The 24,281-nt window shown below is 72.1% G+C and carries 18 protein-coding genes and 1 pseudogene; 17 read left to right on the top strand and 2 right to left on the bottom strand.

What is annotated here, in order from left to right; all coding sequences use genetic code 11:
* Positions 1 to 4 precede the first annotated feature (4 nt).
* From ACIQFZ_RS32620 to ACIQFZ_RS32610, 3 genes are all read left to right on the top strand, one after another.
* Complete coding sequence (locus tag ACIQFZ_RS32620; RefSeq protein WP_383061362.1) at positions 5 to 337, top strand: nuclear transport factor 2 family protein; 333 nt, start codon at positions 5 to 7, stop codon at positions 335 to 337.
* Positions 338 to 458: 121 nt separating this feature from the next.
* Positions 459 to 1,751: a PP2C family protein-serine/threonine phosphatase gene (locus tag ACIQFZ_RS32615; protein WP_383061360.1), complete on the top strand. Its 1,293-nt coding sequence runs from the start codon at positions 459 to 461 to the stop codon at positions 1,749 to 1,751.
* A 649-nt stretch (positions 1,752 to 2,400) separates the two neighbouring features.
* Entirely contained in the window at positions 2,401 to 2,979 is a 579-nt protein-coding gene (locus tag ACIQFZ_RS32610) for a hypothetical protein (protein ID WP_383061358.1), read from the top strand.
* A gap of 178 nt (positions 2,980 to 3,157) precedes the next feature.
* Here ACIQFZ_RS32610 and ACIQFZ_RS32605 read toward each other — a convergent pair whose 3' ends face one another.
* Positions 3,158 to 6,331, bottom strand: a complete 3,174-nt coding sequence (locus ACIQFZ_RS32605) for a BTAD domain-containing putative transcriptional regulator (protein ID WP_402692905.1) — start codon at positions 6,329 to 6,331, stop codon at positions 3,158 to 3,160.
* Positions 6,332 to 6,544: 213 nt separating this feature from the next.
* Here ACIQFZ_RS32605 and ACIQFZ_RS32600 point away from each other — a divergent pair, with 213 nt between their 5' ends.
* The 13 genes and pseudogenes from ACIQFZ_RS32600 (at position 6,545) to ACIQFZ_RS32540 (ending at position 21,148) form a co-directional block, all read left to right on the top strand.
* Positions 6,545 to 7,417 carry a hypothetical protein gene (locus tag ACIQFZ_RS32600; protein ID WP_402692904.1) on the top strand — a complete coding sequence of 291 codons (873 nt, stop codon included), beginning with the start codon at positions 6,545 to 6,547 and terminating at the stop codon, positions 7,415 to 7,417.
* Between the two features lie 182 nt (positions 7,418 to 7,599).
* Positions 7,600 to 8,688 carry an ABC transporter permease gene (locus ACIQFZ_RS32595; protein WP_365430996.1) on the top strand — a complete coding sequence of 363 codons (1,089 nt, stop codon included), beginning with the start codon at positions 7,600 to 7,602 and terminating at the stop codon, positions 8,686 to 8,688.
* Between the two features lie 162 nt (positions 8,689 to 8,850).
* Entirely contained in the window at positions 8,851 to 10,008 is a 1,158-nt protein-coding gene (locus tag ACIQFZ_RS32590; RefSeq protein ID WP_402692903.1) for a sugar ABC transporter substrate-binding protein, read from the top strand.
* A complete protein-coding gene (locus ACIQFZ_RS32585; RefSeq protein ID WP_402692902.1) occupies positions 10,005 to 11,615 on the top strand; it encodes a sugar ABC transporter ATP-binding protein in 1,611 nt (536 codons plus the stop codon). The genes ACIQFZ_RS32590 and ACIQFZ_RS32585 overlap by 4 nt, the downstream gene beginning before the upstream one ends.
* Positions 11,612 to 12,385 carry an aspartate/glutamate racemase family protein gene (locus tag ACIQFZ_RS32580; protein ID WP_402692901.1) on the top strand — a complete coding sequence of 258 codons (774 nt, stop codon included), beginning with the start codon at positions 11,612 to 11,614 and terminating at the stop codon, positions 12,383 to 12,385. The genes ACIQFZ_RS32585 and ACIQFZ_RS32580 overlap by 4 nt, the downstream gene beginning before the upstream one ends.
* Positions 12,382 to 13,665: an amidohydrolase family protein gene (locus ACIQFZ_RS32575; RefSeq protein WP_402692900.1), complete on the top strand. Its 1,284-nt coding sequence runs from the start codon at positions 12,382 to 12,384 to the stop codon at positions 13,663 to 13,665. The genes ACIQFZ_RS32580 and ACIQFZ_RS32575 overlap by 4 nt, the downstream gene beginning before the upstream one ends.
* Before the next feature lie 83 nt (positions 13,666 to 13,748).
* Positions 13,749 to 15,242, top strand: coding sequence for an aldehyde dehydrogenase (locus ACIQFZ_RS32570; RefSeq protein ID WP_402692899.1), 1,494 nt, complete (start codon positions 13,749 to 13,751; stop codon positions 15,240 to 15,242).
* Positions 15,235 to 16,740, top strand: coding sequence for a dihydropyrimidinase (hydA, locus tag ACIQFZ_RS32565; protein WP_402692898.1), 1,506 nt, complete (start codon positions 15,235 to 15,237; stop codon positions 16,738 to 16,740). Before ACIQFZ_RS32570 ends, hydA begins: the two co-directional genes overlap by 8 nt.
* Positions 16,741 to 16,779: 39 nt before the next feature.
* Entirely contained in the window at positions 16,780 to 17,559 is a 780-nt protein-coding gene (gene allE, locus ACIQFZ_RS32560; protein WP_402692897.1) for a (S)-ureidoglycine aminohydrolase, read from the top strand.
* Complete coding sequence (locus ACIQFZ_RS32555) at positions 17,546 to 19,000, top strand: M20/M25/M40 family metallo-hydrolase (RefSeq protein ID WP_402692896.1); 1,455 nt, start codon at positions 17,546 to 17,548, stop codon at positions 18,998 to 19,000. The genes allE and ACIQFZ_RS32555 overlap by 14 nt, the downstream gene beginning before the upstream one ends.
* Entirely contained in the window at positions 18,997 to 20,358 is a 1,362-nt protein-coding gene (locus ACIQFZ_RS32550; protein WP_402692895.1) for an amidohydrolase family protein, read from the top strand. The genes ACIQFZ_RS32555 and ACIQFZ_RS32550 overlap by 4 nt, the downstream gene beginning before the upstream one ends.
* A gap of 43 nt (positions 20,359 to 20,401) precedes the next feature.
* Positions 20,402 to 20,492: pseudogene (locus tag ACIQFZ_RS32545) on the top strand (IS5/IS1182 family transposase); the annotation flags it as partial.
* Between the two features lie 245 nt (positions 20,493 to 20,737).
* Positions 20,738 to 21,148, top strand: coding sequence for a hypothetical protein (locus ACIQFZ_RS32540; RefSeq protein ID WP_402692894.1), 411 nt, complete (start codon positions 20,738 to 20,740; stop codon positions 21,146 to 21,148).
* Between the two features lie 279 nt (positions 21,149 to 21,427).
* Here ACIQFZ_RS32540 and ACIQFZ_RS32535 read toward each other — a convergent pair whose 3' ends face one another.
* Entirely contained in the window at positions 21,428 to 22,630 is a 1,203-nt protein-coding gene (locus tag ACIQFZ_RS32535; RefSeq protein ID WP_402692893.1) for a S8 family peptidase, read from the bottom strand.
* 296 nt (positions 22,631 to 22,926) lie between these two features.
* On the opposite strand from ACIQFZ_RS32535, the gene ACIQFZ_RS32530 reads away from it, so the two are divergent.
* A complete protein-coding gene (locus ACIQFZ_RS32530; RefSeq protein ID WP_402692892.1) occupies positions 22,927 to 23,757 on the top strand; it encodes a hypothetical protein in 831 nt (276 codons plus the stop codon).
* Positions 23,758 to 24,281: the final 524 nt, after the last annotated feature.

Below are 24,281 nucleotides of genomic sequence, written 5' to 3'. Positions count from 1 at the left end.
AGATATGACAACCGCCGCGACCGCTCACCCGATCATCCAGCACTACTTCGAGCTCGCCCCCTCGCGGGACGCCGAGGAGTACTTCGCCCTGTTCGCTGACGACGCCCTCGTCGAGGACGAAGGCAAGGAGTACAGGGGCATCGAGTCCATTCGAGCGTGGCGCTCCGAGGTCCCCCTCGTCGAGTACACGATCACCGGCATCGAACCAGTCGGCGAAAAGGTGGTCGCGACCTGCACGGTCACCGGGGATTTCCCGGGCAGCCCCTTCGCCGGCCTGAAGTTCCACTTCGAACAGTTCGATGCGGACCAGGTGAAGGTTCTGCGGATCCGGACCTGACATGACAGACCACGGTGACGACACCCACCCGGCCCGCTGCACGCCGTGGTGGAGCGCACGGTCGGCGTCATAGGGAGGACAGTCCTGTCGTGGCAGGTCCAGGGCGGGGAAGACGTATGGCATGGGCAAGGGCGAGGACGACAAAGCGCGGCTGGGCCGTCTGACGTTGCTGGCGGACGCCGAGGCGGCGCTGGCCAGCACGCTGAACCTGCTGGACGGACTGCGGCGAGCATGCCGCGTGCTGACCGGGCGGCTGGGCGACTGGTGCGTGGTCGACCTGCTCGACGAATGCGGCCGGCTGGAGCGGGCCGTCGTCGTCCACCGCACGCCCGAGGCCCTGATTCCGGGTGGCTTCGAAGGACTGCTTCCGCCGGTGCCCGAGGATGCGGACGGGCCGCTGCCGCGGGTGCTGCGCGGGGCGGGTCCGCTGCTGATCGCCGACATGTGCCCGCCGAGCCGGGCGGTGAACCCGCTGCACGCGCGGCAGCTGGAACTGTTCGAGCAGCTGGGCGCGCACAGCGCCGTCATCACCCCGCTACGGGCGCGGCGGGAGGTCCTCGGCGCCCTGACCGTGTCGCGCACCGACCCCGACCACCCGTTCACCGAGGACGATCTCCCCCTCATCGAGGACCTGGTCCGCGGCCTGGCGGTGCAAGTCGACAACGCGCGGCTGTACCAGCAGACCCAGCGCATCGCCGAGCGGTTCCAGCGCGCCCTGCTGCCCGAGCTGCCGCAGGTCCGCAACCTCCAGATCGCCGCCCGCTACGCCTCCGCGCAGGCCGTCGCACAGGTCGGCGGTGACTGGTACGACGCCTTCGTCCTGCCGCAGGGAAGCACCGCCCTGGTCATCGGCGACGTCACCGGCCACGACCTGCAGGCGGCCATCGACATGAGCGCCCTGCGCAACATGCTGCGCGGCATCGCCGTGGACCGCCAAGAGCCCCCCGGCGAGGTCCTGCGCCGCCTGGACATCGCCAGCCACACACTGCAGCACGAGGCGACCGCCACGTGCATCTACGCCCTCGTCAAGGACCCCCCTGAGAAGAGCGGCCCCTGGCGCCTGCATCACTCCTGCGCCGGGCACCTGCCACCGCTGCTGACCACCGCCGAGGGCGACACCCGCTATCTGGAGACGGGCGCGGGACTGCTGATCGGCCTCGACCCCGGGCACCAGCGCCCGACCGCCGTCGACGAGCTGCCGCCGTACTCGACCGTGCTGCTCTACACCGACGGGCTGATCGAGCGCCGCGCCGAATCCCTCGACCGCGGGTTCGCCCGGCTGCGCCAGCACACCGCCGCACTGGCCCGCGAACCCCTGGACGTCTTCTGCGACGAGCTGCTCGGCGGACTGGCCGCCGACAGCACCGACGACGCCGCCCTGCTCGCCCTGCGCCCCGCCCCGGCCCACACCTGACCGAGACGACCCGCCGGCCCGGACTCGACCGGCATCCCGGGCGTGCCACACCCAGCGCGCGCACGCCTCGCCGCGACGGCCGACGCCCGGCCGCAGGCCATCAGTTCAGTCGGCAGAGGCCTGTACGGGGCGCACGGCCGGGACGTCGCGGACGCCGAGACGCAGGTTGTCGTACAGGGCGTCACCGACGTCCGCGCCGGCCTGCTCCCGCAGGACAAGGTGGGCACGGTACGAGAGATGGAACAGGCCGGCCGGAAGGTGCTGGTGGTCGGCGACGGCGTCAACGACGCGCGACCTGAGTCGAGCACTCCACGAGACAGCGACCGCGCGTGGCGGTGCGTCAGGCGGTCTCGTCGCCCCTGGCCCTTTCGCGCCCCCATTTCCAGGCGACTCGCTGCCGCATGGGTGAGCGGGCGTCAGAGATCACCTTGAAGGCCTAGTCGATCACCGACCCGCCGAGCGTCCAACGAAGATTGACGTGCCGTCAGCAGCCGGAAAGCCGGGCCTGTGGGCGCCCCGGGTCCCCCATTCGGCTCCACAGCACCACCCCCTCCCAATGGCCCGAAATGACAGCCTGTGAGGCTTTTATTACGTTCATTCACATGCCGACTGCCAAAGCCGGCCACTTTGAGACAGGAGCAGAAGCGACATGATCAAGACCCGTTCCAGCGCCGTCACCGCGGCTGTCGCCGCCGCAGCAGCGCTCGTCGCGACCGGCATCACCTACGCCACGGCTGCCCCCGCACCCGAGGCGGCCCCGGCCGTCGTCCAGCAGGCGCCCGCCCCGGCCCAGGCGCCGATGGGCGGCGAGGGTGGACAGGGCGGACAGGGCGGACAGGGCGGACAGGGCAAGGGCAACGAGGGCGGCGGCCGCGGCGGCGAGCAGGGCGAGCAGGGCGAGCGCGGCGAGCAGGGCAAGCGCCGCCACCACGAGATCGGCCGGATCTTCATCAACGAGCGGTCGTTCTCCGCCCACCCCGACGGCTGCATCACCGTGGTGAGCGGTCTGGGCTCCAAGAGCTTCAACATCCGCAACGACAGCAAGCGGACGGTCGAGTTCTTCCGCGGGGCGACCTGCGACAACGGCGCCCCCGTCGCCACCGTCGGCCCTCACAGCGAAGCCAACGGCGTCAAGGTGCACCACACCAAGGGCGTCCACGTCAAGGACGGAGTGGTGGGCAGCTTCCGGGTGGTCAAGCGCCACCACGGTGAAGACTTCGACTTCTAAACCCAACCGCACCATGCGAACCCCGTAGAACCCCGGCCCGCCGTAATCGGGCCGGGGTTCCGGTCTCAGTCCACCACGAAATCCGGGGATTCCCGCTGGAACATCCCTGTTGGCGCTGCTCGCCGGCACGCAAGCCAGACCCCGCGTCTGCGGCATGATCCGCCGGGCAGGCCTGGTCTCATCCGTGCCGAAGCTCCGCCAGCAACCGGCGCGTCGCTGAGGAAGGGCTCGCGCTGACCTCCTCCAGCGCGAGTCCGCATCGCCGGTAGTGGGTGATGACCTCGTCGTACTGCCCGAGCGCCCCCGCGATCCGCATGAGCAGCCGCCACATCGACTCCCGGTAGGGATCGCCTTCCAGGGCCTGCTCGGCCAGGGCGAGCGCTGTCTGTGGTGTGTCGAGCCGCCAGGCGAGTTCCGCCGCGTCGGTGGTGACGTCGAGGACGAGCCTGGCCAGTTCCGCCCGCCGTTTCTCCGCCCACGCCGACGTGGCACGCGGCAGGTACGGTCCGTGCGCGGCCACGGCCAGCGCGGACGTGAGACGGGTCAGGCGCTGCTCGCCCCCGGTCTCGGCCGCGGTGGCGACCCAGCCGGTGAACTCGTCGGTGTACGTGGTGACCTGGGCCGCACCGGCCAGCGAGATCGTGCCGTCCTCCAGCCGCAGCGCGTCCTCGTCGGGCAGGACGAGACGCAGATGGTGGACGGCCTGGCGGAGGTAGGCGCGCGCGGAGTTGTCGGACCGGCTGTCGAAGAGTGCGTCGAGCGCGGCCGTCCGGGTCACTGTGCGCTCGGGCGCGGCAAGCAGCAGGCCCATCAGCTCGTACGACTTGGCGATACGGGGTCGGCGCAGCTCGCCGTCGACGAGGAGGCGGGTGGGTCCGAGGTCGTGGAACTCCACCACGGCGGACGTCCGCTCGGTGGCCGGCAGCGGCTCCCGTACCTCCGCGAGTTGGAGCCGGGCGGACGTGGACAGGAGGGGGCGGCCGAGGCTGTGCCAGGAGGAGTCGGTGTCGGTGAGCCCGTCCAGGCGGCGGGAGAGCACGCCGGGGAACGCGCGAAGCGCGCCGAGCAGGGCGTGCCGGGTGCCCAGCCGGTAGGCCGTGGCGAGCGCCAGGTCGGCGGCGCGGTCGGCCGCGTCGGGGTCGCCCGCCCGCCACTCGGCCTCCGCCAGGTACACCGCGGCGGCGCACAGCTCCAGGATCCGGTCGGCCTCGTGCATCGAGACGACCGCCCGGCGCAGCCGGCGGAGGGCCTCCGCGTCGTCGGCGGGTGTGCCGCAGCCGAGCAGGGCGAAACCGTAGAGTGCGTCGAGTTGTTCACCGGTGGACTGGTAGCTGCGCGCGTAGGGAAGGGCCTCCAGTTCGTCCAGGACCCGGCGGGCCCGGTGTGGGTTGCGGCACAGCCGCAGTTCGAGCTTCGCCTCGGCGAGCATCGAGAACATGTCCCATACCAGGCTGCCGTTGCGCCGGGCGATTTCGCGGCCCGCGGTGAGGAAGGCGCGGGCCCGTTCCTCCTGGCCCAGTTCGGCGGACAGCTCCACGCCGACGACCGCGCTCAGCCCGGCCGTCACCACACCGCGTTCGACGGCGGCGCGCAGCAGCCGGTCGGCCTCGTCGAGACGGCCCAGCGCCCGTAGTGCGGCGATCCGCCAGGGGCCGGACACCACGCCCGCCCAGCGGCTGTCGGTGCTGGCGAGGACGTCGTTCAGGCGGCCGCGCCAGTAGTGGGCGCGGGCGATCAGGCCCTCGGCGGGCACACCGACCGCGCTCGGCGGGGTCCGGCCGCGGTCCCGGGAGTCCACCAGGCTCGCGAGGTAGTGCACGGCTTCGATGTCGTCGCCGGGCGGGGCGAGCCGCAGCAGCCGTTCCAGGTCGTCGACGCGGCATGCGTGGTAGTACGACCACGCCATCATCGCGGCGGCCCGGGTGGACCGGGAGGCGATCGCGTCGCGCTCGCCGAGCTGGTGCAGCTGGTCGGCGATGCGCACCCCGCGTCGGTAGTCCTCGCGGCCCACGGCCAGCATCAGTTCGGCTGTGGTCAGCGGGGAGCTGCTTGCGGAGTCCGCGTAGGCGAGCTGATCCAGCCAGCGCTCGGCGACCTCGTGGTCGCCGCGCTCGATGACGTCCTCGATCGCCTCGACGGCGTGCGGCAGCGCCGCCGCGGTGTCGCCGAGGCTGATGAAGGCCTCGGCGGCCTCCTCGTGCCGGCCTTCCGCGCCGAGGAGTTCGGCCGCGGTGAGCCGGGCGGTACGGGCGCGGACGGCGCCGTACTCGTCGAGCTGCTGCACCAGGCAGTCGCGGAAGCACAGGTGCAGCCGCATCGCGGGCGGGCGGGCCTCCCAGACGGCGGGCAGTTGGTGGGCGCGCAGGGCGGTGAGGGTGCGGGCCGCGTCGGGGAAGCCGAGGGCCTCGGCGCGCGGCACGGTCACCACGTCCAGCACCGATGTGCCGATGAGGAAATCCCGCTGATCCTCCGTCAACCCGTCCAGGAGCTGCTGCGATATGTACGCGGACAGCGGCTCCGTGTCGTGTGATGGCCAGGCGTCGTCGTCCGCGGCCGGCGCCTCGGCGAGGAAGCACACGCCCGTCACCCAGCCTCGGGTCACCCGCAGCAGCTGCTCCACATCGCGGGACGGGCCCGGCAGCCCTGCGATGACCTGGTCAGCCTCGGCGCGGGTGAGGGCGAGGTCGGCCTCGCCGATCACGGCGGGCGGCCCGCCCGGCCCCGTACGCGGTACCGGTGCCTGACCGAGGCGCACAGCGCGCCGGCTGACCAGGAGGAACCGCAGACTCTCGGGTGCGTACCGGAGCAGGCCGTCGAGGACGGCGAGGGCGGCGGGCGAGCCGCCGAGCCGCTCCACCTCGTCGAGGACGAGCACCAGTTCGACATCGGCGTCATCGTCGGCGCCGTGCGCAACGGAGTCGGTGGCGCCGTTTTTGGTGCCGTTCTGCCAGGAGTCCGGGGTTCCCTTCGCCAAGGCCGCCTGGTCCGTCGCCTCGGCCAGCAGCCCCGCGGTCTCCGCGTGCGGAATGCCCGCCGCCAGGGCCGAGGCGACCGTCCCCGCGACCTCCGGAACGGCCGAGGCCAGCGCCGCCTCCAGATACGTCAGCAGGCGGCCGGACGCGCAATCGGTGTCGTCGAGGGACAGCCAGGCGACGCGTCGGCCGGTCGCCGCGAGGTACTGGCGCACAGCCGTCGTCTTTCCGGAACCCGCCGTTCCGAGGATCTGCACCGTCTGGTGCCGGTGCAGCGCGTCGTCGAGCAGGGCGGTGAGACGGGGGCGGGCGACGGCACGGTCGGGAAGGGGAGGCAACTGGATCTTGCGCCGGATGAGATGGACGTTCTCCCGGGTCATCCGTACCGCCTTCGCCTTGTCGTGCCGTCCGCCCCGACGGCTCAGTGAGGTGCGGCGTGGCGGAAATACAGGTGCTTAAAGACGGAATCTACGTGGTCAGTGGCCGAAATGGCATCCCCCTCCGCGGACGGGCGCCTGTCCCGGGCGCGGGGAAACGGGGTCCCCCGTGCTGGTTTCGCCGCCGTTAACGGGCTGCGCGGCAGCCTGTGGGGCGTGACGAGAGCGATGACGCAAGCCGGTCTCCAAGGCCGTGCGGACAGCAGGCGGCTGCCGGTACGTGAAGTACGGCGGCTGGCCACGCTGTTGACGCGGGCCATGGAGTCGGGTGAGCCGATGGCCCCGCTCCACCTCGCCTTCCCGGAGGTGGACGGCGCCGAGGCCGAACGCATCCGTGCGGCCCTGCTGGACCGCACCGCCGACGACGGCCCGTGCTGGGCCGTCATCGCCGACCCCGCACCCGGCGGTGAGCGCTCGCTCGCCTATGTCACGGCGGGCATGGTGCACCCAGGTGGCCGTGTCCTCGTCGAGCGACCGGACGCCGTGGTGCTGCGGGCGCGGCTGCTGCTGCGCGTCGCACCCGGTTCCCCCGGCCTGCTGCCGCCGCTCGCCCTGTGCTGGGAGCTGCGCCGCCAGGTCTACGGGAAAGGTGCCGGCCCCGCCGACCTGGTCGCCGTCAACGCCGGCGTGCTGCTGGTCGTCCCCGGCGACATGCCCGCCGAGGCGGCACGGGGCCGGGAGCCCGGCACGGTGTCGTGGAGCGTGAGCGCGGCCGGCGATCCCGCCGCGAGCGGTGTCATCACCGCCGACGACGTCCGCGACGACCTCGCGTGGGCGGCGGGACTCGCCGATGACCCCTTCGGGTACGTGCTGTCCCGGCCGCTCGGCCCGCCGCTCGGCCCGGACGTCACCTCGGCGACGCTGACAGCCGACGCGGCCGGGCTCACCCGCTCGGTGACCGTGGCGCTGGAGGCGCCGCCCGTCACCGGGTCCCGGACGGACCAGGGCCCGACCGGTCCGAGTCCGTCCGGGACCGTCCACGGGCCGCGGTCCGAAGCCACTGACGCCGGACCGCGCCCAGGCCGATGACGCCCGCGGGCCCGCGATGCCCGTTCTCGCCCAAGTGCCCCGCACGGCCCTCCGTGCCTCACCCCGCACGGCTTCTCGCGCCGTGCTCGTACGGCCTGCCGACCCGTACGGCCCCTTCGACCCTCCGCCCCAGTGCCCTCCTCGCCCCTGCGACAGGCCTTCATCCGCCCGAGGTGGTAGCGATGCAAACCGACACCCCGAAGACCCCGTCCCCGCACGCGGAAGCGACCCCCAGCTCCAAGGAAGCCCAGCCCCGGGCCGGTTCGACGGCGGCCGTCGCCCCGCCGGGCCGCACGAAGAGCACTGAGGACCGGCGCGCGTCCGGCGGCGCCGTGGATCTCTTCCAGCGGTACGCGGTCCTGCTGGTCCTCGTGGCCCTGGTGGCCGTCTACTCGGTGCTCGCCCCCGACACGTTCCCCACCATGGACACGTTCCGCGTGATCACCTCCACGCAGGCGGTGCTGATCGTGGCCGTGCTGGGTCTCACCCTGCCCTTCGCCGCCGGCGAGTTCGACCTGTCCTTCGGCGCCGTCATCGTCTGGGCGTCGACGCTCACCGCCGTCCTGACGAAGCAGCAGGAGTGGCCGCTCGCGGCCGCCGTACCGGTCGTGCTGGTCAGCTGTCTGCTGTGGGGAGCGCTCAACGCGCTGTTCGTGGTCGGCTTCGGCATCAGCTCGATGGTGACCACGCTCGGCTCCAGCACCGTGATCATCGGTCTGACGCTCGCAGTCAGCCAGTCCCAGGTCATCGCGGGCCCGCCCGAACTGCTGACCAACCTGACCACCGGGAAACTCCTCGGTCTGCCCTACCCGGTGTGGTTCAGCTTCGCCGTCGCCGTCGTGGTCTGGCTGGTCCTCGAGCACACCCCGCTCGGCCGCTACCTGTACTTCACCGGTGAGGGCCGCGAGGTGGCCCGGCTCAGCGGCCTTCCCGTGGACCGGCTGCGCACCGGCGCGCTCATCGCCAGCGCCCTGTTCTGCGGTGTCGCCGGGATGATCAGCTTCGGCCGGCTGGGCAGCGCCGACCCGAACCTCGGCTCGTCGTTCCTGCTGCCGGGTGCCGCCGCCGTGTTCCTCGGCGCCACTGTCGTCCGCCCCGGCCGGTTCAACGCCTGGGGCACCGTCATCGCCGTGTACCTGCTGGTCACCGGCGTTACCGGACTCCAGCTCCTCGGCGGGGCGGGCTGGCTGGAGAACGTCTTCAACGGCGGGGCGCTCGTACTCGCCGTCACCTTCGCCCACGTCGTCGCCCGCCGCCGCACCCGCGTCTGAGGCAGCGCGCACGCCGTCCCCGGTACGTCCCTCACCGGATGGAACGCCACGTACGCCCCCCGGCACCGCCTGGCACTCCCCCCGGCCGGAACGGCCCCGCACCGCCCGTGCGCAGGCGAAGCGCACACCCACGACTCCACCCGAACGCCGAAAGGAACCCCCGTGCGAATCCACAGCCTCCCCCGGAGCAGAGCCGCCGGTGCCGCACTCCTCTCCGCCGCGCTGATCGTGCCGCTCTCCGCGTGCAGCACCGCCCAGGGCACCACCGAGAAGGCCGCTGACAGCAAGACCGTCGCCGCCGCCCGGAAAAGCGCGCAGGCCCTGGTCGACAAGGCCTCCGGCCCCACCGTGTTCAGCAAGCCCGGCGACGCCTTCGACATCACCGCGGCCCGCGGCAAGACGATCTGGGTGGTCACCCTCGACAACAGCATCCCGTACGTCCGCGCCGTCCTGAACGGGATGACGGAGGCCGGCCGCCAGGCCGGAGTGAAGGTCCGCGTCTTCGACTCCAAGGGCTCCACCAGCACCGCGGGCAAGGGTGTCGAGCAGGCGCTCGCGACCGACCCCGCCGCCGTGGTCGCCTTCGGCATCAACCTCAGCGAGGTCAGCGGCGCCGTCCGCGCCGCGCAGCAGGCCAAGGTGCCCGTGATCTCCGCGTTCAACGTGGACGCCAACGCGCCGCTGGAGGAGGGCGCCGCCGGTGCCGTGAGCGTCGACTTCTACGACTCCGGCCGGATCCTCGCCGCCCACGCGGTCACCGCGACCGACGGCCCGGTGCACGCCTCGTACCAGCACCTGCCCTCGGTCGCGACGTTCACGGCGCTGAAGAAGGGCCTCCAGGACGGGTTCAAGGAGTTCTGCCGCAGTGGCTGCAGCCTCTCCGTCGACGATCTCAACCAGGCCGACTTCAAGCAGGGCGCCGAACGGGTCACCTCCTCGACGCTGATGCGCAACCGCAAGCTGAACTGGGTGTTCCCGGCGATCGACGGCATCGCCCAGTTCACGGTGCCCGCGATCGAGGCCGCGAACCGGCCCGAGGTGCATGCCTCCAGCATCAACGCGGTCACCGCCAACCTGGAGTTCGTCCGCAATGGGCGCGTCCAGAGCGCCGACGTCGGCAACAACAACTCCTGGCTGGGCTGGGCGATGATGGACCGCAGCCTGCGCGCGATCGCCGGGCAGAAGGCGGCCACGACCGTCGTCCCGCTGAAGCTGTTCGTCAAGGACAACCTGAAGGGCAAGGACCTCACCGACGAGGACGCCCTGTTCGACGGCGCCGACTACCGCGGCGGCTTCACCGCCCTGTGGAAGACGCGATGACCGCGCCCGGCACCCTCACGGAACAGAGCGACGGGCGGCCCGAGGACGTCGGGTCAGGTGCGCAGCACCGGGGCATCCGGCTGGAGAGCATCAGCAAGACCTTCGGCCCATCCCGCGTCCTGCACTCCGTCTCCCTCGACTTCCCGGCCGGTCGCACCACCGCGGTCCTCGGCGAGAACGGGGCCGGCAAGTCCACCCTGTTCAAGATCCTCTCGGGCTTCCACGTCCCCGACGCCGGTGGCCGTCTCATCGTCGACGGCACCGAGCACCGGCTGCCGCTCACCCCGACCTCCTCCGCCGACCTGGGCTTCGCCTTCGTCCACCAGGACCTGGCCCTCGCCCAGACCCTCAGCGTCGCCGAGAACGTGTGCGTCGGCGCCCTCGTCACCTCCCGCGCCGGACTCGTGCGCTGGCGGGAACAGGCGAGACAGGTCAAGGAGTTGCTGGACGGCCTCGGCATGGATATCGACCCCGCGGCCCCCGTGCACCGACTGCCGCAGGGCGAGCGGGCGGTCCTCGCCATCGCCCGTGCCCTGTACGCGCGCGGCCGGCGCCACTCCAAGCTGCTGGTCCTCGACGAGCCGACGGCCAACCTCACCGAACGCGAGCGCACCAGCCTGTTCGACGCGATCCGCCGGGTCACCGCCCGCGGCACCGCCGTGGCCTTCTGCACCCACCGCCTCGAAGAGGTCGGCATGATCGCGGACCGCGTGGTCGTGCTGCGCGACGGGCACCTGGTGTCCGAACACGAGGCGGGTGACATCGCAGGACCCGGTGAACTCGCCGCCGCCATCATCGGATCCGCGCCCCAGGCGGCAGCCGCCCGGACCGCGCGCACCGAACCCGGCGCGCCCATCCTGCGCGCCGAGGGACTTCGCGGCCGCACCGGCAGCCCCATCGACCTGACCGTGCACGCGGGCGAGATCGTCGGGGTCACCGGGCGCGCGGGCGCCGGGCACGACTCCCTGCCCACACTGCTCCTCGGCTCCGACCGCACCGCGGGCACCCTCACCGTCGGCGAGCGCACCCTGCGGACCTGGCGCCCCTCGGCCGCGCTCGCCGCGGGACTCGCCGTCCTGCCCGCCGACCGCAAACAGCACAGCGGCGTGCAGAGCTTCGGCATCCGCGAGAACCTCACCCTGGTCAGCCTGCGCCGCCACACCCGCCGCGGCTTCGTCGACCGGACCGCCGAGCGCCACACCGTCCAGGACGCGATGGAGCGCTACGACGTACGGCCCCGCACCGAACCCGACCGGCCGCTCGGCACCCTGAGCGGCGGCAACCAGCAGAAGGTGCTCCTCGCGAAGTGGCTCCAGCGGCCCGGGCTGCGCTGCCTGGTGCTGCACGAGCCGACGCAGGGCGTCGACGTGGGCGCCCGCCGTGCCCTGCTCGACACCGTCACCGCGCTCACCGAGGAGGGCCTCGGCGTCCTCGTCGTCGGCTCCGACCACGAGGAACTGGCCCAGATCTGCGACCGCGTCCTCGTGATGTCCCGCGGCGCCGTCGTCGGCGAACTCGACCGCCCGGCCGCGGACGACATCTCGGCGGCGTGCCTGGGCGCGACGACGCCCGCAGCGGCATCGGCGGCGACGGGAGCGGCACCGTGACGGCGTGCGAGGGTTCCGGGAGCGCGGGTCCGGTCGCCGTGACGGCCGGCGCGCGCCCCGGCGTCACGGCGACGACGGCCCCTGCCCACGGCACCCGGCGCTCCGTCCTGGTCCTCAACTCCAACAGCTCCGCCGTGGCCACTGGCCGTATCCGCTCCGGCGCCGAGCTCTGGGCAGGTCCGGGCATCGACGTCGACGTGCGGTCGCTGCCGGGCGGTCCGGCGGGGGTCGACACCGGCGAGGACATCGCACTCGCCGCCGCGCTGACCCTCCGGGAGGCACCTCGGCTCGCGGCCGGGCGGGACGCGGTGGTCATCGCCTGCGGCCACGACCCCGGCCTCGCCGAGGTCCGCGGCCTGCTGCCGGTGCCCGTCGTCGGCATCGCCGAGGCCGCCATGCTCCAGGCCTGCCTGTACGGCGGCCGGTTCGCCGTACCGGTGTTCTCACCGCACTCCGTGCCGCTGGTGCGGGGCCTCGTGCACCGGTACGGGCTCGACGCGCGGCTCGCATCGATCGTGCCGATGGCGACGGACACCGCCGCCGCCGTACGCGACCCGGAGGCGCTGCTCGACCAGTACGTGCGGGCCGGGCGCACCGCACGGCACCGGGACGCCGCCGACAGCCTCGTCCTGATCGGCTCCGTCGTCGGCGCCCTCGCGCCGGCCCTCGAAGCCGAACTCGGCGTCCCGGTGGTCGCCGGACTGCCCGCCGCGCTCGCCCTTACCGGCGCTCTGCTCACCCACCGCACACCCCAGGAGTCGATCCGATGAGCACCACCACCCTCGTCCATGGCGGTCCCGTCCTCGATGTGCGCCGCGGCACCTGGCGCGAGGGTGCCGCCGTCGTCGTCGAGGACGGGCGCGTCACCGAGGTCGTCGGCCGTGACGCCGTACCGCACGAGACGGGCGCCGAGATCGTGGACACCGACGGAGGGCACATCCTGCCCGGCCTCATCGACGCGCACGCCCACCTGATGAGCCGGTCCGGCGTCGAGGCGGACGCCGACCTCATCACGCGCAGCGTCGTCGACGGCGTCATCACCGCCCGCCGGTTCATCGAGTCCGGCATCACCACCGTCCGCGACCCCGGCTGCAAGCACCGCGGCATCCACGCGCTGCGCGCCGAGCTCGCCGCGGGTCGGGTGCTGGGCCCCCGTGCCTTCACGGCCGGCCCGAACGTCGTCGGCAGCGGCGCTCCCGTCGACTGGCGCAACGTCTTCGCCGACGGTCCGGACGCCGTACGCCGCGCTGTCCGGCTGGAGCGGCTGGCGGGCGCCGACTTCATCAAGCTCGTCCTCAGCCACACCACCGCCGACTCCGACTGGACGCTGTGCCTGCGGTACCTCAACGACGAGGAGATCGCGACGGCCGTCAGCGAGGCCCATCTCCTCGGGGCCCGTGTCGGCTGTCACTGCGAGGGCATCGACGCAGCCCGCGGCGCCGTCGCCGCCGGTGTCGACGTCATCGACCACGGCCTGACGATCGACGCGCCCCTCGCCACCCGGATGGCCGCGCAGGGCACCGTCTACGTCCCCACCCTGTGGGCCTTCCGCACCAAGACGCACCTCAACGTCGGCAAGACGATCACCGAGGACCAGGCGGCCGTGTACGAGGAGCGGATCGGCGCCGTCCACGAGCAGTCGGTCCGCTACGCCGTCGAGGCCGGCGTCACGATCGCCGCGGGCAGCGACCCGATCCACTGGATCCCCGCCCGCGACGTCCTGATCTGCGAGCTGGAGGCACTGACGGAGGCCGGACTGAGCGCCGCGGACGCACTGCGCGCCGCGACCCTCGGCAGCGCCACCGCGCTCGGCGAGCAGGACAACCTCGGCAGCCTGGAGCCCGGCTACCGCGCCGACGTCCTCGTCGTCGACGGCGACCCGCTCACTGATCTGCGCGCCCTCGGCCGGCCCCGGCTCGTGATGAGGGACGGCCGCGTCCTCGTCGACCTGCGCGACGACAAGACGGCGGCCGAGGCCCTGTGGGCCGACATCGCCACCGGAGAGCCCGCGTCCGAGCGCCAGCCGGAGATCTGGCTGCGCCGCGACTGAGCCGGCCCAGCCCGGCCCGGAACCGAGCCGGGCCTTCCGCACCACCCCACGACCCCGAAGACCCTTCGCAAGAGGAGCACCCCATGACCATCACCGCCCAGGAATGGCACCAGCGGGCCGAGCAACTGCGCTGGGAAAAGCGCGCGTTCATCGACGGCGCCCACACCGACGCGGCTTCCGGCGAACGCCTCGACACCGTCTCGCCCGTCAACGGCCGCACCGTCGCCTCCAGCCCCGCCATGGGCCCGGCGGACGTCGACCGGGCCGTCGCCGCCGCTCGCCGCGCCTTCGAGTCCGGCGTCTGGTCGCGGATGGCGCCGATCGCCCGCCGCGCGGTGCTGCTGCGGTTCGCCGAGCTGATCCGCCGCGACCGCGAGCACCTCGCGCTGGTCATGACCCTCGACAGCGGCAAGCCGATCGGCTCCACGCTCGGCGAGGCCGACCATGCGGCCGACGTGCTGCGCTGGTTCGCCGAGGCCATCGACAAGGTCTACGGCGATGTCGCGCCGACCGCGGACAGCGCGCTCGCCCTCGTCACCCGCGAACCCCTCGGCGTCGTCGCCGCCGTCGTGCCGTGGAACTTCCCGATCGGCATGCCGATGTGGAAGATCGCCCCCGCCCTCGCCACCGGCAACTCCCTCGTCGTGAAGCCCGCCGAGCAGGCCCCGCACGTCGTCCTCGCGCTCGCCGCGCTGGCGGCGGAGGCGGGCGTCCCCGAGGGCGTGTTCAACGTCGTCACCGGTCTCGGCGAGTCCGTCGGCCGCGCCCTCGGCCTGCACCCGGACGTCGACAAGGTCGCCTTCACCGGCTCCACCCAGGTCGGCAAGTTCTTCCTGGAGTACGCGGCCCGGTCGAACATGAAGAGCGTGTCGCTGGAGTGCGGCGGCAAGTCCCCCAACATCGTCCTGGAGGACGCGCCCGACCTCACCGCCGCGGCCGAGGGTGCCGCGCTCGGCGCGTTCGTCAACCAGGGCGAGATGTGCAGCGCCGGCTCCCGCGTCATCGTGCAGGAGTCCGTGCGCGAGGAGTTCACCGAGCGGCTCGTCGAGGCCGCGGGCGCCTGGCGGCCCGGCGACCCCCTCGACCCGGCGGTGAGAATGGGCGCACTCGTCGACGAGACCCAGCTCTCCCGTGTCCTCGGCTACGTCGGCATCGGCCGTGAGGAAGGCGCACGCGTCGCCACCGGCGGCGAGCGCGGACGCCGGGACTCCGGCGGCTGCTACATGGAGCCCACCGTCCTCGCCGACGTCACCAACGACATGCGCGTCGCCCAGGAGGAGATCTTCGGCCCCGTGCTGTCCCTGATCACCGCGAAGGACGCCGACGACGCCGTACGGATCGCCAACGATTCCCAGTACGGGCTCGCCGCCGCCGTCTGGACCCGTGACGTCACCACCGCGCACCGGGTCTCCCGCGCACTGCGCGCCGGCACGGTGTGGGTGAACTGCTACAACCACTCCGACGTGACCGTCCCCTTCGGCGGCTTCCGGCAGTCCGGCACCGGCCGTGACAAGTCCCTGCACGCGATGGAGCAGTACACGCTGCCGAAGACGGTCTGGGTGAACCTCGGTGCCTGAGTCCACCCAGGGGACGGCACCGCACTACGCCGCGTCCGGTGCGCCGACGCCCCCGGCCGCCGGCCGGGTGCTGGTCACCGGCGGCACCGTCATCGGCCCCGACACCACCGAACCGGCGGACGTCCTCGTCGAGAACGGGGTCATCACGGCAGTCGCGAGCCCGGGAGTGCTGCATCACGCCGATGCGGACGAGACGATCGACGCGGGCGGCTGCTGGGTGCTCCCCGGCGGCATCGACCCGCACACCCACCTGGACACCCTGATCCGCGGTCACCGCACCTGCGACGACTTCCACCAAGGAACCGTCGCCGCGCTCGCCGGGGGCACCACGTCGGTCGTCGACTTCTGCTACCCGGAGCCCGGCGAGTCACCGCTAGCCGCGCTGCACGCCTGGCGGGCCCGGATGCTCGCCCAGCGGCCCGCGGCGGACGTCGGCGTCCACATGGTGCTCGTCCAGCCCGGCGAGGACGAACTGGCCGAGCTGCCCCGCATGGTCGCCGAGGGCGTCACCAGCATCAAGGTGTACATGGCCTACCGGGGCCGCCGGATGACGGACGACCGCGGGCTGCTGCGGATCCTGCAGTGCGCGGCCCCGCTCGGCGTCACCGTGCTGGTGCATGCGGAGAACGGCGACGCGATCGACCTGCTCACCGCGCAGGCGATCGACCGCGGCGAGACCGCGCCGCACCACCACTCGCACACCCGCCCCGACCTGCTGGAGGCCGAGGCCGTCAACCGGATCGCGCACCTGGCCCGGGTCGCAGGCGCCCGCGTCTACATCGTCCACGTATCCGGCGCCACCGCACTCGACCCGATCCGCAGGGCCCGCGCGGCGGGCTGGGACGTGCACGGCGAGACCTGCCCGCACTACCTGGTCCTCGACGAGCATGCCCTGGAGGGCGACCTCACCACCGCGGCACAGGCCGTGTGCTCACCGCCGCTGCGCCGGGCCGCCGACCGGGATGCCCTGTGGCAGGCACTCGCCGACGGCAGTCTCGCCACGGTCTCCAGCGACCACTGCGCGTTCCGGATCGCCGACCAGAAGATCATGGAGCCGCGGTTCGACTGCATCCTCAACGGCCTGCCCGGCATCGAGCAGCGCATCATTCTGCTCCACCACTTCGGGGTCCGCACCGGTCGCATCACCCTGCGCCGCTGGGCCGACGCCGTGTCCACGGCCCCGGCCCGCATGTTCGGGCTGCTGCCTCGCAAGGGCCTGATCGCCCCCGGCGCCGACGCCGATCTGCTCGTCTTCGACCCGGAGCGCCGCCGCACCCTCACGGTCGCCGACCACCACTCGGCCGTCGACCACCTGCCGTACGAGGGCATCGAGGTCATCGGCGCGCCCCGCGCTGTCCTCGCCGGCGGACGGATCGCCGTACGCGACGGCCGCCCCGTACCGGGCCTCGCGGGCGGCGGCCGCTTCCTCGCCCGCACGCCCGGCGTCCCGCACGCAAAGGAGCCGCGGCCCGCGGCCCCGGTCCTCCAGACCACCTGACCGCACACACCTCAGCCCACGACAGCCAGGAGAGAGCACATGACCACCACCCCCGACCGTCCCTACGCCCCGCCGACCACGGTCTCCGTCTCCCGTGGGCGCCGCACCGACGCGTACCACCTGCTCACCCCTGCCAACCAGTTCCCGAGCCGGCTGCCCGGCTTCGACGGAGTGATCGTGAAGAAGCTGGCCACGCCGCGGCTGCACCGCGCCCGGTTCGGCTGGTACCTGCTGGAGATCGAGCCCGGCGGCGGCACCTCGGCCGTCACCGGCGCCGAGCACGAGCACTTCCTGCTCGGCCTCGACGGCACGCCGCACGTCCTGGCCGGCGGCGCCAAGCACGACCTCGCCGACCAGGGGTTCGCATTCCTGCCCACCGGCACCGGCTTCCAGCTGCGCAACGACACCGCGAGCCCGGCCCGGCTGCTGTGGATCAAGCAGGAGCACCAGCCCTGGCCCGGTGTACCCGCCCCGCAGCCGGTCAGCGGACGGATCGGCGACGCCGAGTACCGGCCCGGCTCGGTCGCCGGGATCAGCCGCGCCGAACTGCTGCCCGTCGACGCGCCCTACGACTTCTCGATGAGCGTGCTGTCCTTCGAGCCGGGCGCCGTCTTCCCGAAGGTCGAGGTCCACGACGAGGAGCACGGCCTGTGGATGCTGAAGGGCTCCGGGCTGTACCACCTCGACGGCGACATCATGGAGGTGGAGACCGAGGACTTCATCTACATGGCCCCGTACTGCCCCCAGTACTTCTACCCGACGGGCCCCGGCACCGCCGCCTACCTGCTCTACAAGGACATCAACCGTGACGGCTTCTGAGCACACCACCGACGCGACAGGCCCGGTACCGACGGGGACCGCGCTGCGCGACGCGCTGTGGGCGAGGATCGACGAACGCGCCGACGAATTCCTGTCCTGGCTCGTCGAACTCGCCGCACAGCCCAGCGTCAGCGTCACCGGTGAGGGCGTACGCGAATGCGCGGCGCTCCTCACCGACATCCTCAAGCGGATCGGCGTCGACTCCGAGACCCTGGAGACCGGCGGCAGCCCCATCGTCTGGGCGACCCTCGGCGAGCACGCCGCCGAGGACACCCCACACCTGCTGATCTACGGCCACTACGACGTCGTGCCCGCCGGCGACCCCGCCGACTGGCCGTTCCCGCCGTTCGAGCCCACCGTCCACGACGGGGCCCTGTGGGGCAGGGGGGTGGGCGACAGCAAGGGCCAGCTCCTCGCCCATCTGTGCGCCCTCGCCGTCTGGACCGACGTCACCGGCGCCCCGCCGCCGCTGCGGCTCGACCTGATGCTCGACGGCGAGGACGAGACGGGCTCCCTGAACACCCGTCGCTTCATCGCCGAGCACCCGGAACGGTTCACCGCCGACGCCCTCTACACCTCCGACGCCTCCACGCTGGGCCTGTGGCAGCCGGCGCTCTTCCTCGGCGTACGGGGCGCGCTCTACCTGGAGTTCACCTGCGAGGGCAGCCCCCAGGAGTGGCACTCGGCGAGCTACGGAGGCATCCTGCCGAACCCGGCGGACCGCCTCACCCGGGCGCTCGCGTCCCTGACCGACACGGACGGACGCATCCTCGTCGACGGCTTCCACGACGGCATCGAACCGGTCCCGGAGTCGGTCCGGACCGCGGCGGCAGCCCTCCCCGGCACCTTCCTCCCCCCGGCCCGGGACCTGGGCGTCCGCGCCTACACCACGTCCGACCCGGTGGACGCGATGTTCTTCTCGCCGCGCATCTGCGTCTGCGGCATCGAGGCCGGGTACACCGGCGAGGGCCTGAAGATGGCGGTGCCGACCCGGGCGACCGCCAAGGTCGACATCGCCCTCATGCCCGGCCAGAGCCCGGCGCGCATTGCCCAACTGATCCGCCGTCACCTGGACGACCGCGGCTGGGACGACATCACCTTCACCGTCCTCGCCGACTGCCCGCCCTCCTCCATCCCCGACACCCACCCGCTCGTCACCACGGCCCGCGCCGCGCTGGGCGCCGTGTGGGGCCAGGAAGCGGCGGTGATCCCGTCGATCGGCGGAGGAGGCGTCTTCGGCGCGTTCGTCGAGCACGCCGGACTGCCCTGCCTCCTCGTCCCGTACGGCCAGCCCGACCTCCAGGAGCACTCCTCGCAGGAGCACTTCTCCCTGGAGTGGTTCAGGAACGGCATCAAGACCAGCGCGGAGGTGTTGCGCCGCCTGGCCGAGGGTGAGGCCGCGGGGTGGACGCGCCGCGTCCCGTCGAAGGGCGCCAGATGACCGTCGTCGACGTCCACGCACACATGCTGCCCTCGCAGGTGCTGGCCGGCGACTGGCCACCGGCGCTCGCGGCGGGCCTGCGCACCACCGAGGACGGCCGCCTGCTCTCCCCCACCGGCGAACGCCTGCCCGCCCACTACCCGGAACTGACCGACCCGGCCGCGGCCCTCGCCCGTATGGACCGCCAGGGCGTAGACCGCGCCGTGGTCTCCCTGACCCCCCACGCGTACGCCCTCGGTACCGGACCGGAGGCGACGGGGTACGCCCGCGCGGCGAACGACGCGCTCGCCGCGTACGTGGGCAGCGCGGCGGCGGCCGGCCGGCTGACCGGCCTCGCGACCCTGCCCGTGGGCCGCCCCGAGGACGCGGCGGCCGAACTGGAGCGGGCGGTCACCCGCCTCGGTCTCGCGGGCGCGCAGATCACCACGGGCCCGGTCGCGGGCCGCCCCCTCGACCGCGCGGGCCTCGACGCGCTGTTCACGGTGTGCGAGACCCTGGACGTCCCGCTGTCCCTGCACCCGTCCTACTGCGGTCCCCTGCACGACCCGGACCTGTTCCTGCACAACTCGGTCGGAGCCCCCCTGGACACGGCCCTCGCCTACGCTCGTCTTGCCGCCTCCGGCACCCTGGACCGCCATCCACGCCTGCGCCTGGTACTGGCCCACGGCGGAGGTGTCCTCGCCCAGCTCCTGCCGCGCCTGGACAACAACTGGCACTACCGCGCCGACCTCCGCACCCGCGCCCACCACCCCCCGAGCGCCTATCTGGACCGAGTCTGGTGCGACACGGTGGTCCACACCGCCCCCGCCCTGCGCTACCTCGCAGAAACCTTCGGCGAACCCCACCTCCTCCTGGGCACGGACGCCCCGTACGGCACGGGAGTGGCAGACCCGGTCCCAGCCCTGAAACAGGCAGGCCTGAACCCCCACACTCTGGGCGAGAACGCCGAACGCCTTTTCCGCACGGTCCAGTCCGGGCCGACCGCGACGGACGAAGCATCGGCCATGGTGGATCTCCGCGAGGAGATCATCCGCCTCGAGTCTTCGCTCCTCAGTGCCGAGGCGCGCAATGACGTCGGCCGGCTCGAAAAGCTGATCCATCATGACTTCTACGAGATCGGGCGCACCGGGAGGTATTGGGAGCGCGAGGAGGTGATCCGTGTCCTCAACACCATCCCGGACCAGGTGCAGGGCGTGACCTTCGACCGGGTCGTGGAGCTCGCCCCGGGCGTCGTGCACATTCGGTTCCGCACCGAGGACGCCGTCGGCGTGGTTCACCGCAGCTCCATCTGGATGCGCGAGGACGGTCGCTGGCGGCAGCGATACCACCAAGGCACGCCAGACACCCAGGCCGGCTGACCGACGCAGCAGCGCGGCCGGCAGCCGGTGACGCCTGCGTGACGGGAACGACGCACGGGTCACGCAGCTCATCCCCCCTGGTCCAGGCCCTCCCGCCCGTACGCGGCCGGCGAGGGCGGCCCCGGCAGCGACCCTGCTGAAGGCACCGGAGAGGGTGCGACCTGATCAGCCGCGGACGCAAACCGAAGCTGTGCGGCTACCGGCGGGCCATGAAGGCACCCCAGCTCGTCGCGCTCGTCCATGCCGGCACCCGCGTCGATGAAGGAGTCCTGGTGCAGCGACCCTGGCAGCACGAATCGGGGGTAGACGCTCAGATCGCTTGCCACGCGGATCCGCGTTCTTGACTACTCCTTCCGCTTCTGCGACGTAGGGTCCAGGGGTGGAGACAACGGCCCCGACACCCCGCGTCCTCGTAATCGGGCTGGATCCGTATCGGATTCCCGGGCCTTGGGACCCCAAGCCGGTAGCCGACGCGATCGAGGTGGGGATCGCTCGATTCGCCGAGCACGGCGTCGGCGTTGAGACGTGTCTGTTCGGCCTCGACAGCAGCGACAACGTGGAGGTGGTCGTCGGCGCCGCCTTGGCTGCCCGGCCTTGGGAGTGCGTAGTCGTCGGCGGCGGTGTGCGGAAGCTCGAAGACCAACGCGAGCTGTTCGAGCAGGTAATCAATCTGATTCGACGACACGCTCCCGACGCGGCGATCGCGTTCAACAGCACCCCGGCGGACACCTTCGACGCGGCCGCCCGCTGGATTGACATCCCCGGAAGACCGACCAGCACCGATTACTGACACCGGTAAGGCATCCGTCGATGAGGTCGGGCTGGTACTGGACTTGGCGCAGTCCCCGCCGGAGGGCGCACATCAGGTGGGCGGGGTCGGTGAAGGCGGTGTCGGCCTGGCAGCGCCTGCGGAGGAGGGACCAGATGCCCTCGACCCGATTGAGCTGCGGCGCATACGGAGACAGGTAGTGGACAGTGGCCCGGTCCGGGGCGTCGATGAACAGATGGCGCGGCCGGGGTGCCGGTGTGCACCCCGGCGTCCCGGCCGCGCGCAAGTGCGTGCGGACCGTCAGAGCAGCGAGTACAGCAGCTTGTTCGGCGATCCGGTGCGCGGGTTCTGTACCTTTCCGCTGGTCGCCCCGTTCACCAGGGCGTCCCGCACCTGCTGCGGTGTCGCGGTCGGGTGGGTCGCCAGATACAGGGCCGTGACCCCCACGGTGTGCGGGGTCGCCATCGACGTACCGCTGATGGTGTTGGTCGCGGTGTCGCTCGTGCTCCACGACGAGGTGATGTTCACGCCTGGGGCGAAGAGGTCCAGGCAGGTGCCGTAGTTGGACCAGGAAGCCCGGGTGTCGGTGCTGTCGGTTGCGCCGACCGTGATGGCCTCGGGGACCCGGGCCGGCGAGGTGGTGCAGGCGTCCTGCGGCATGCCGAGGATGTTGCCGTTGCCCGCGGCGATGGAGTAGGTCACGCCCGAGGCGATGGACCTCTTCACCGCGTTGTCGAGCGTGGTGTCCGCGCCACCGCCCAGGCTCATGTTGGCCACGGCGGGCTTGACGGCGTGCGCCGTGACCCAGTCGACGCCCGCTACGACACCGGCGGTCGTGCCGGAGCCTTTGCAGTCGAGCACTCGCACGGCGACCAGTGAGATGCCCTTGGCGACGCCGTAGGTCTTGCCGCCGACTGTGCCCGCGACATGGGTGCCGTGGCCGTTGCAGTCCTGCCCGTTCTGGCCGCCGCCGACGGTGTCCGTCCCCACACTGGCGCGCCCGCCGAACTCGCTGTGCGAGGTGCGGATGCCGGTGTCGATGATGTACGCGGTGACGTTCGACGCGGTCGTGTTGTACGTGTACGTCGTGTTCAGCGGCAGGTCGCGCTGGTCGGTCCGGTCGAGACCCCAGGTCGCGTTCTGCTGGGTGTCGGTGATCCGGAGTGTCTGGTTCTGCTGGACGTACGCGACCTTCGGATCCCGGGCGAGCGAGGCGGCCTCGGAGCGCGACAGCTTCGCGGAGAAGCCCTTCAGGGCGCTGCGGTAGACGTGCCCGAGAGTCCCGTGGTGCTCCCGTGTGAGGGAACGGGCCGTGTCGGCGGGCTGGTTGGTGGTGCCGTCCTTCAGGACGACGATCCAGCTGTCGGAGATCGCGGTGGACTGCGGGGCGAGTCGCAGATCGGGTTGGGGGGAGCTGTGGGCCGGGGTACCGCCCAGTTGGAACCCGACCACGAGCAATGCGGCGGGTAGGAGGGCGCCTAGACGGCGGACGGTGGCGCGCATATGTGGTGCACCTGACCTTTCACTGTCCGGATCGCGGGCAATTGCGGGTTGTGCGGTGCGCGTGGGCACTCATGCGATGCCCGTCCTATTCATGGCATGTTCAAGTCAATGTCAAACATGTGTGAAGGAAGGTGCCGTCTCAGGAGAGTTGAAGCCGGTCGGCTCGCCCAGGCCGCGCCCCTTTTCGCGAGATGCCAGAGCGTCGAGGCGGTGCAGATGCGCGCTCCGGGCGGCGGCGACGGTGAGCGGGCCGATGCAGAATCCTTAGCCGACCGATTGCGGGCGGAGCACGCCGCGTGGGGAACGCAAGCGCGCTTGTCCGGCTGGCCGCCGAGCGGGAGGCAGCTGGCCACCGAGAAGAAGCCGAACAACTCGCTCGGCGAGCCGCGCGCGCTGGCCAGTCCTTCGCCCTGGTCCGGCTCGCCGAGATGCGTGAGGCAGCCGGCGAGCACGAGGAAGCCGAGAAACTCGCGCAACAGGCCATCGAGGCCGGTCACCGCTTCGCCTTGATCCGCATCGCCGTCATCCGCGAAGTGGCCGGGGACCTACAAGGAGCCGAACGCCTGTACCAGCAGGCGGCGGCAGCGGGCAATCCCAGCGCCGTAGCCCGACTCGCCGAAATGAAAGTGGCCGCCGGAGAGCCGGAGGGAGCAGAGAAGCTCGCCCGGCAGGCCGCCGAGGCCGGTAACCCGAGCGCCGCGGCCCGCCTGGCCGACCTGAGGGAAGCAGCAGGAGACCAAGAGGGAGCAGAGAATCTGGCGCGGCTGGCGGCTGACGCCGGCGACACCAGTGCCCTCGCCCGGCTCGCTGAAATGCGCGAACTCGCAGGAAATCCGGAAGGAGCAGTGCGCCTTGCTCAGCAGGCTGGCCAAAGAGGAAGCACCACTGCTCTAGTGCGACTGGCCGACATGCGGGAAGCTGCGGGAGACCAGGAAGGGGCCGAGGAACTTGCCCGGCTTGCGGCTGATGCGGGCGATACGCATGCCATGGCACGGGTCGCGATTATGCGTGAAATGGCTGGAGACAGACGGCAAGCCGACCAACTCGCCCGGATCGCTGCTGACGCAGGCAACCCCAGTGCCCTCGCCCGCCTGGCCGAACTGAGAGAAGGCCTGACCGCCGACTAGAGCGAGACGGAACTGCCCCTCAGACCCACTCCACCTCGGAGACGATCTGTGAGACGCCTCTGGGGCCTGGCAGCGGCGTCCGAAAGGCGGTGGCAGGCGCTGGCGGGCGAGGACGTGCGCCGCCAACCGCAGCCAGCGCAGTGGCCACCTCGTCCTCGCTCGCCCCTGCCAGGGCCTCAATCACCCGATCGAGTGCCTCGCTCACATCAGTGCGCGTGACCACTCGACGCGGGAGCTGACGCGGCGTTCTTGACCGTCAGAGGCAGCAACTTCTTGCCAGTCGGGCCGATTTGTATGGCCGTATCCATCTGCGGCCAGAACCCGCAGTCGAAGCATGGCCAAGAAGGGGACGCGCAGCCCCTACATAGCTCGGGCGGAAGTGGGGTCGTAGATGCGCTCTCTATCTCGTGGGGGAAGATCGGGACGCCACCAGGGCCCCGGCGTTTGCCTCGGATGTCTGGTTGATCATGTGATGCCGTAGAGGGCGAGGACGCGGTGGCGTTCGGTGTGGGCTCGGCGTCCGG

Source organism: Streptomyces sp. NPDC093064 (assembly GCF_044754605.1).
GTDB lineage: Bacteria > Actinomycetota > Actinomycetes > Streptomycetales > Streptomycetaceae > Streptomyces.
Note: the sequence above shows the minus strand (reverse complement) of the source record. Positions and strands in the feature narration are given on the sequence as shown.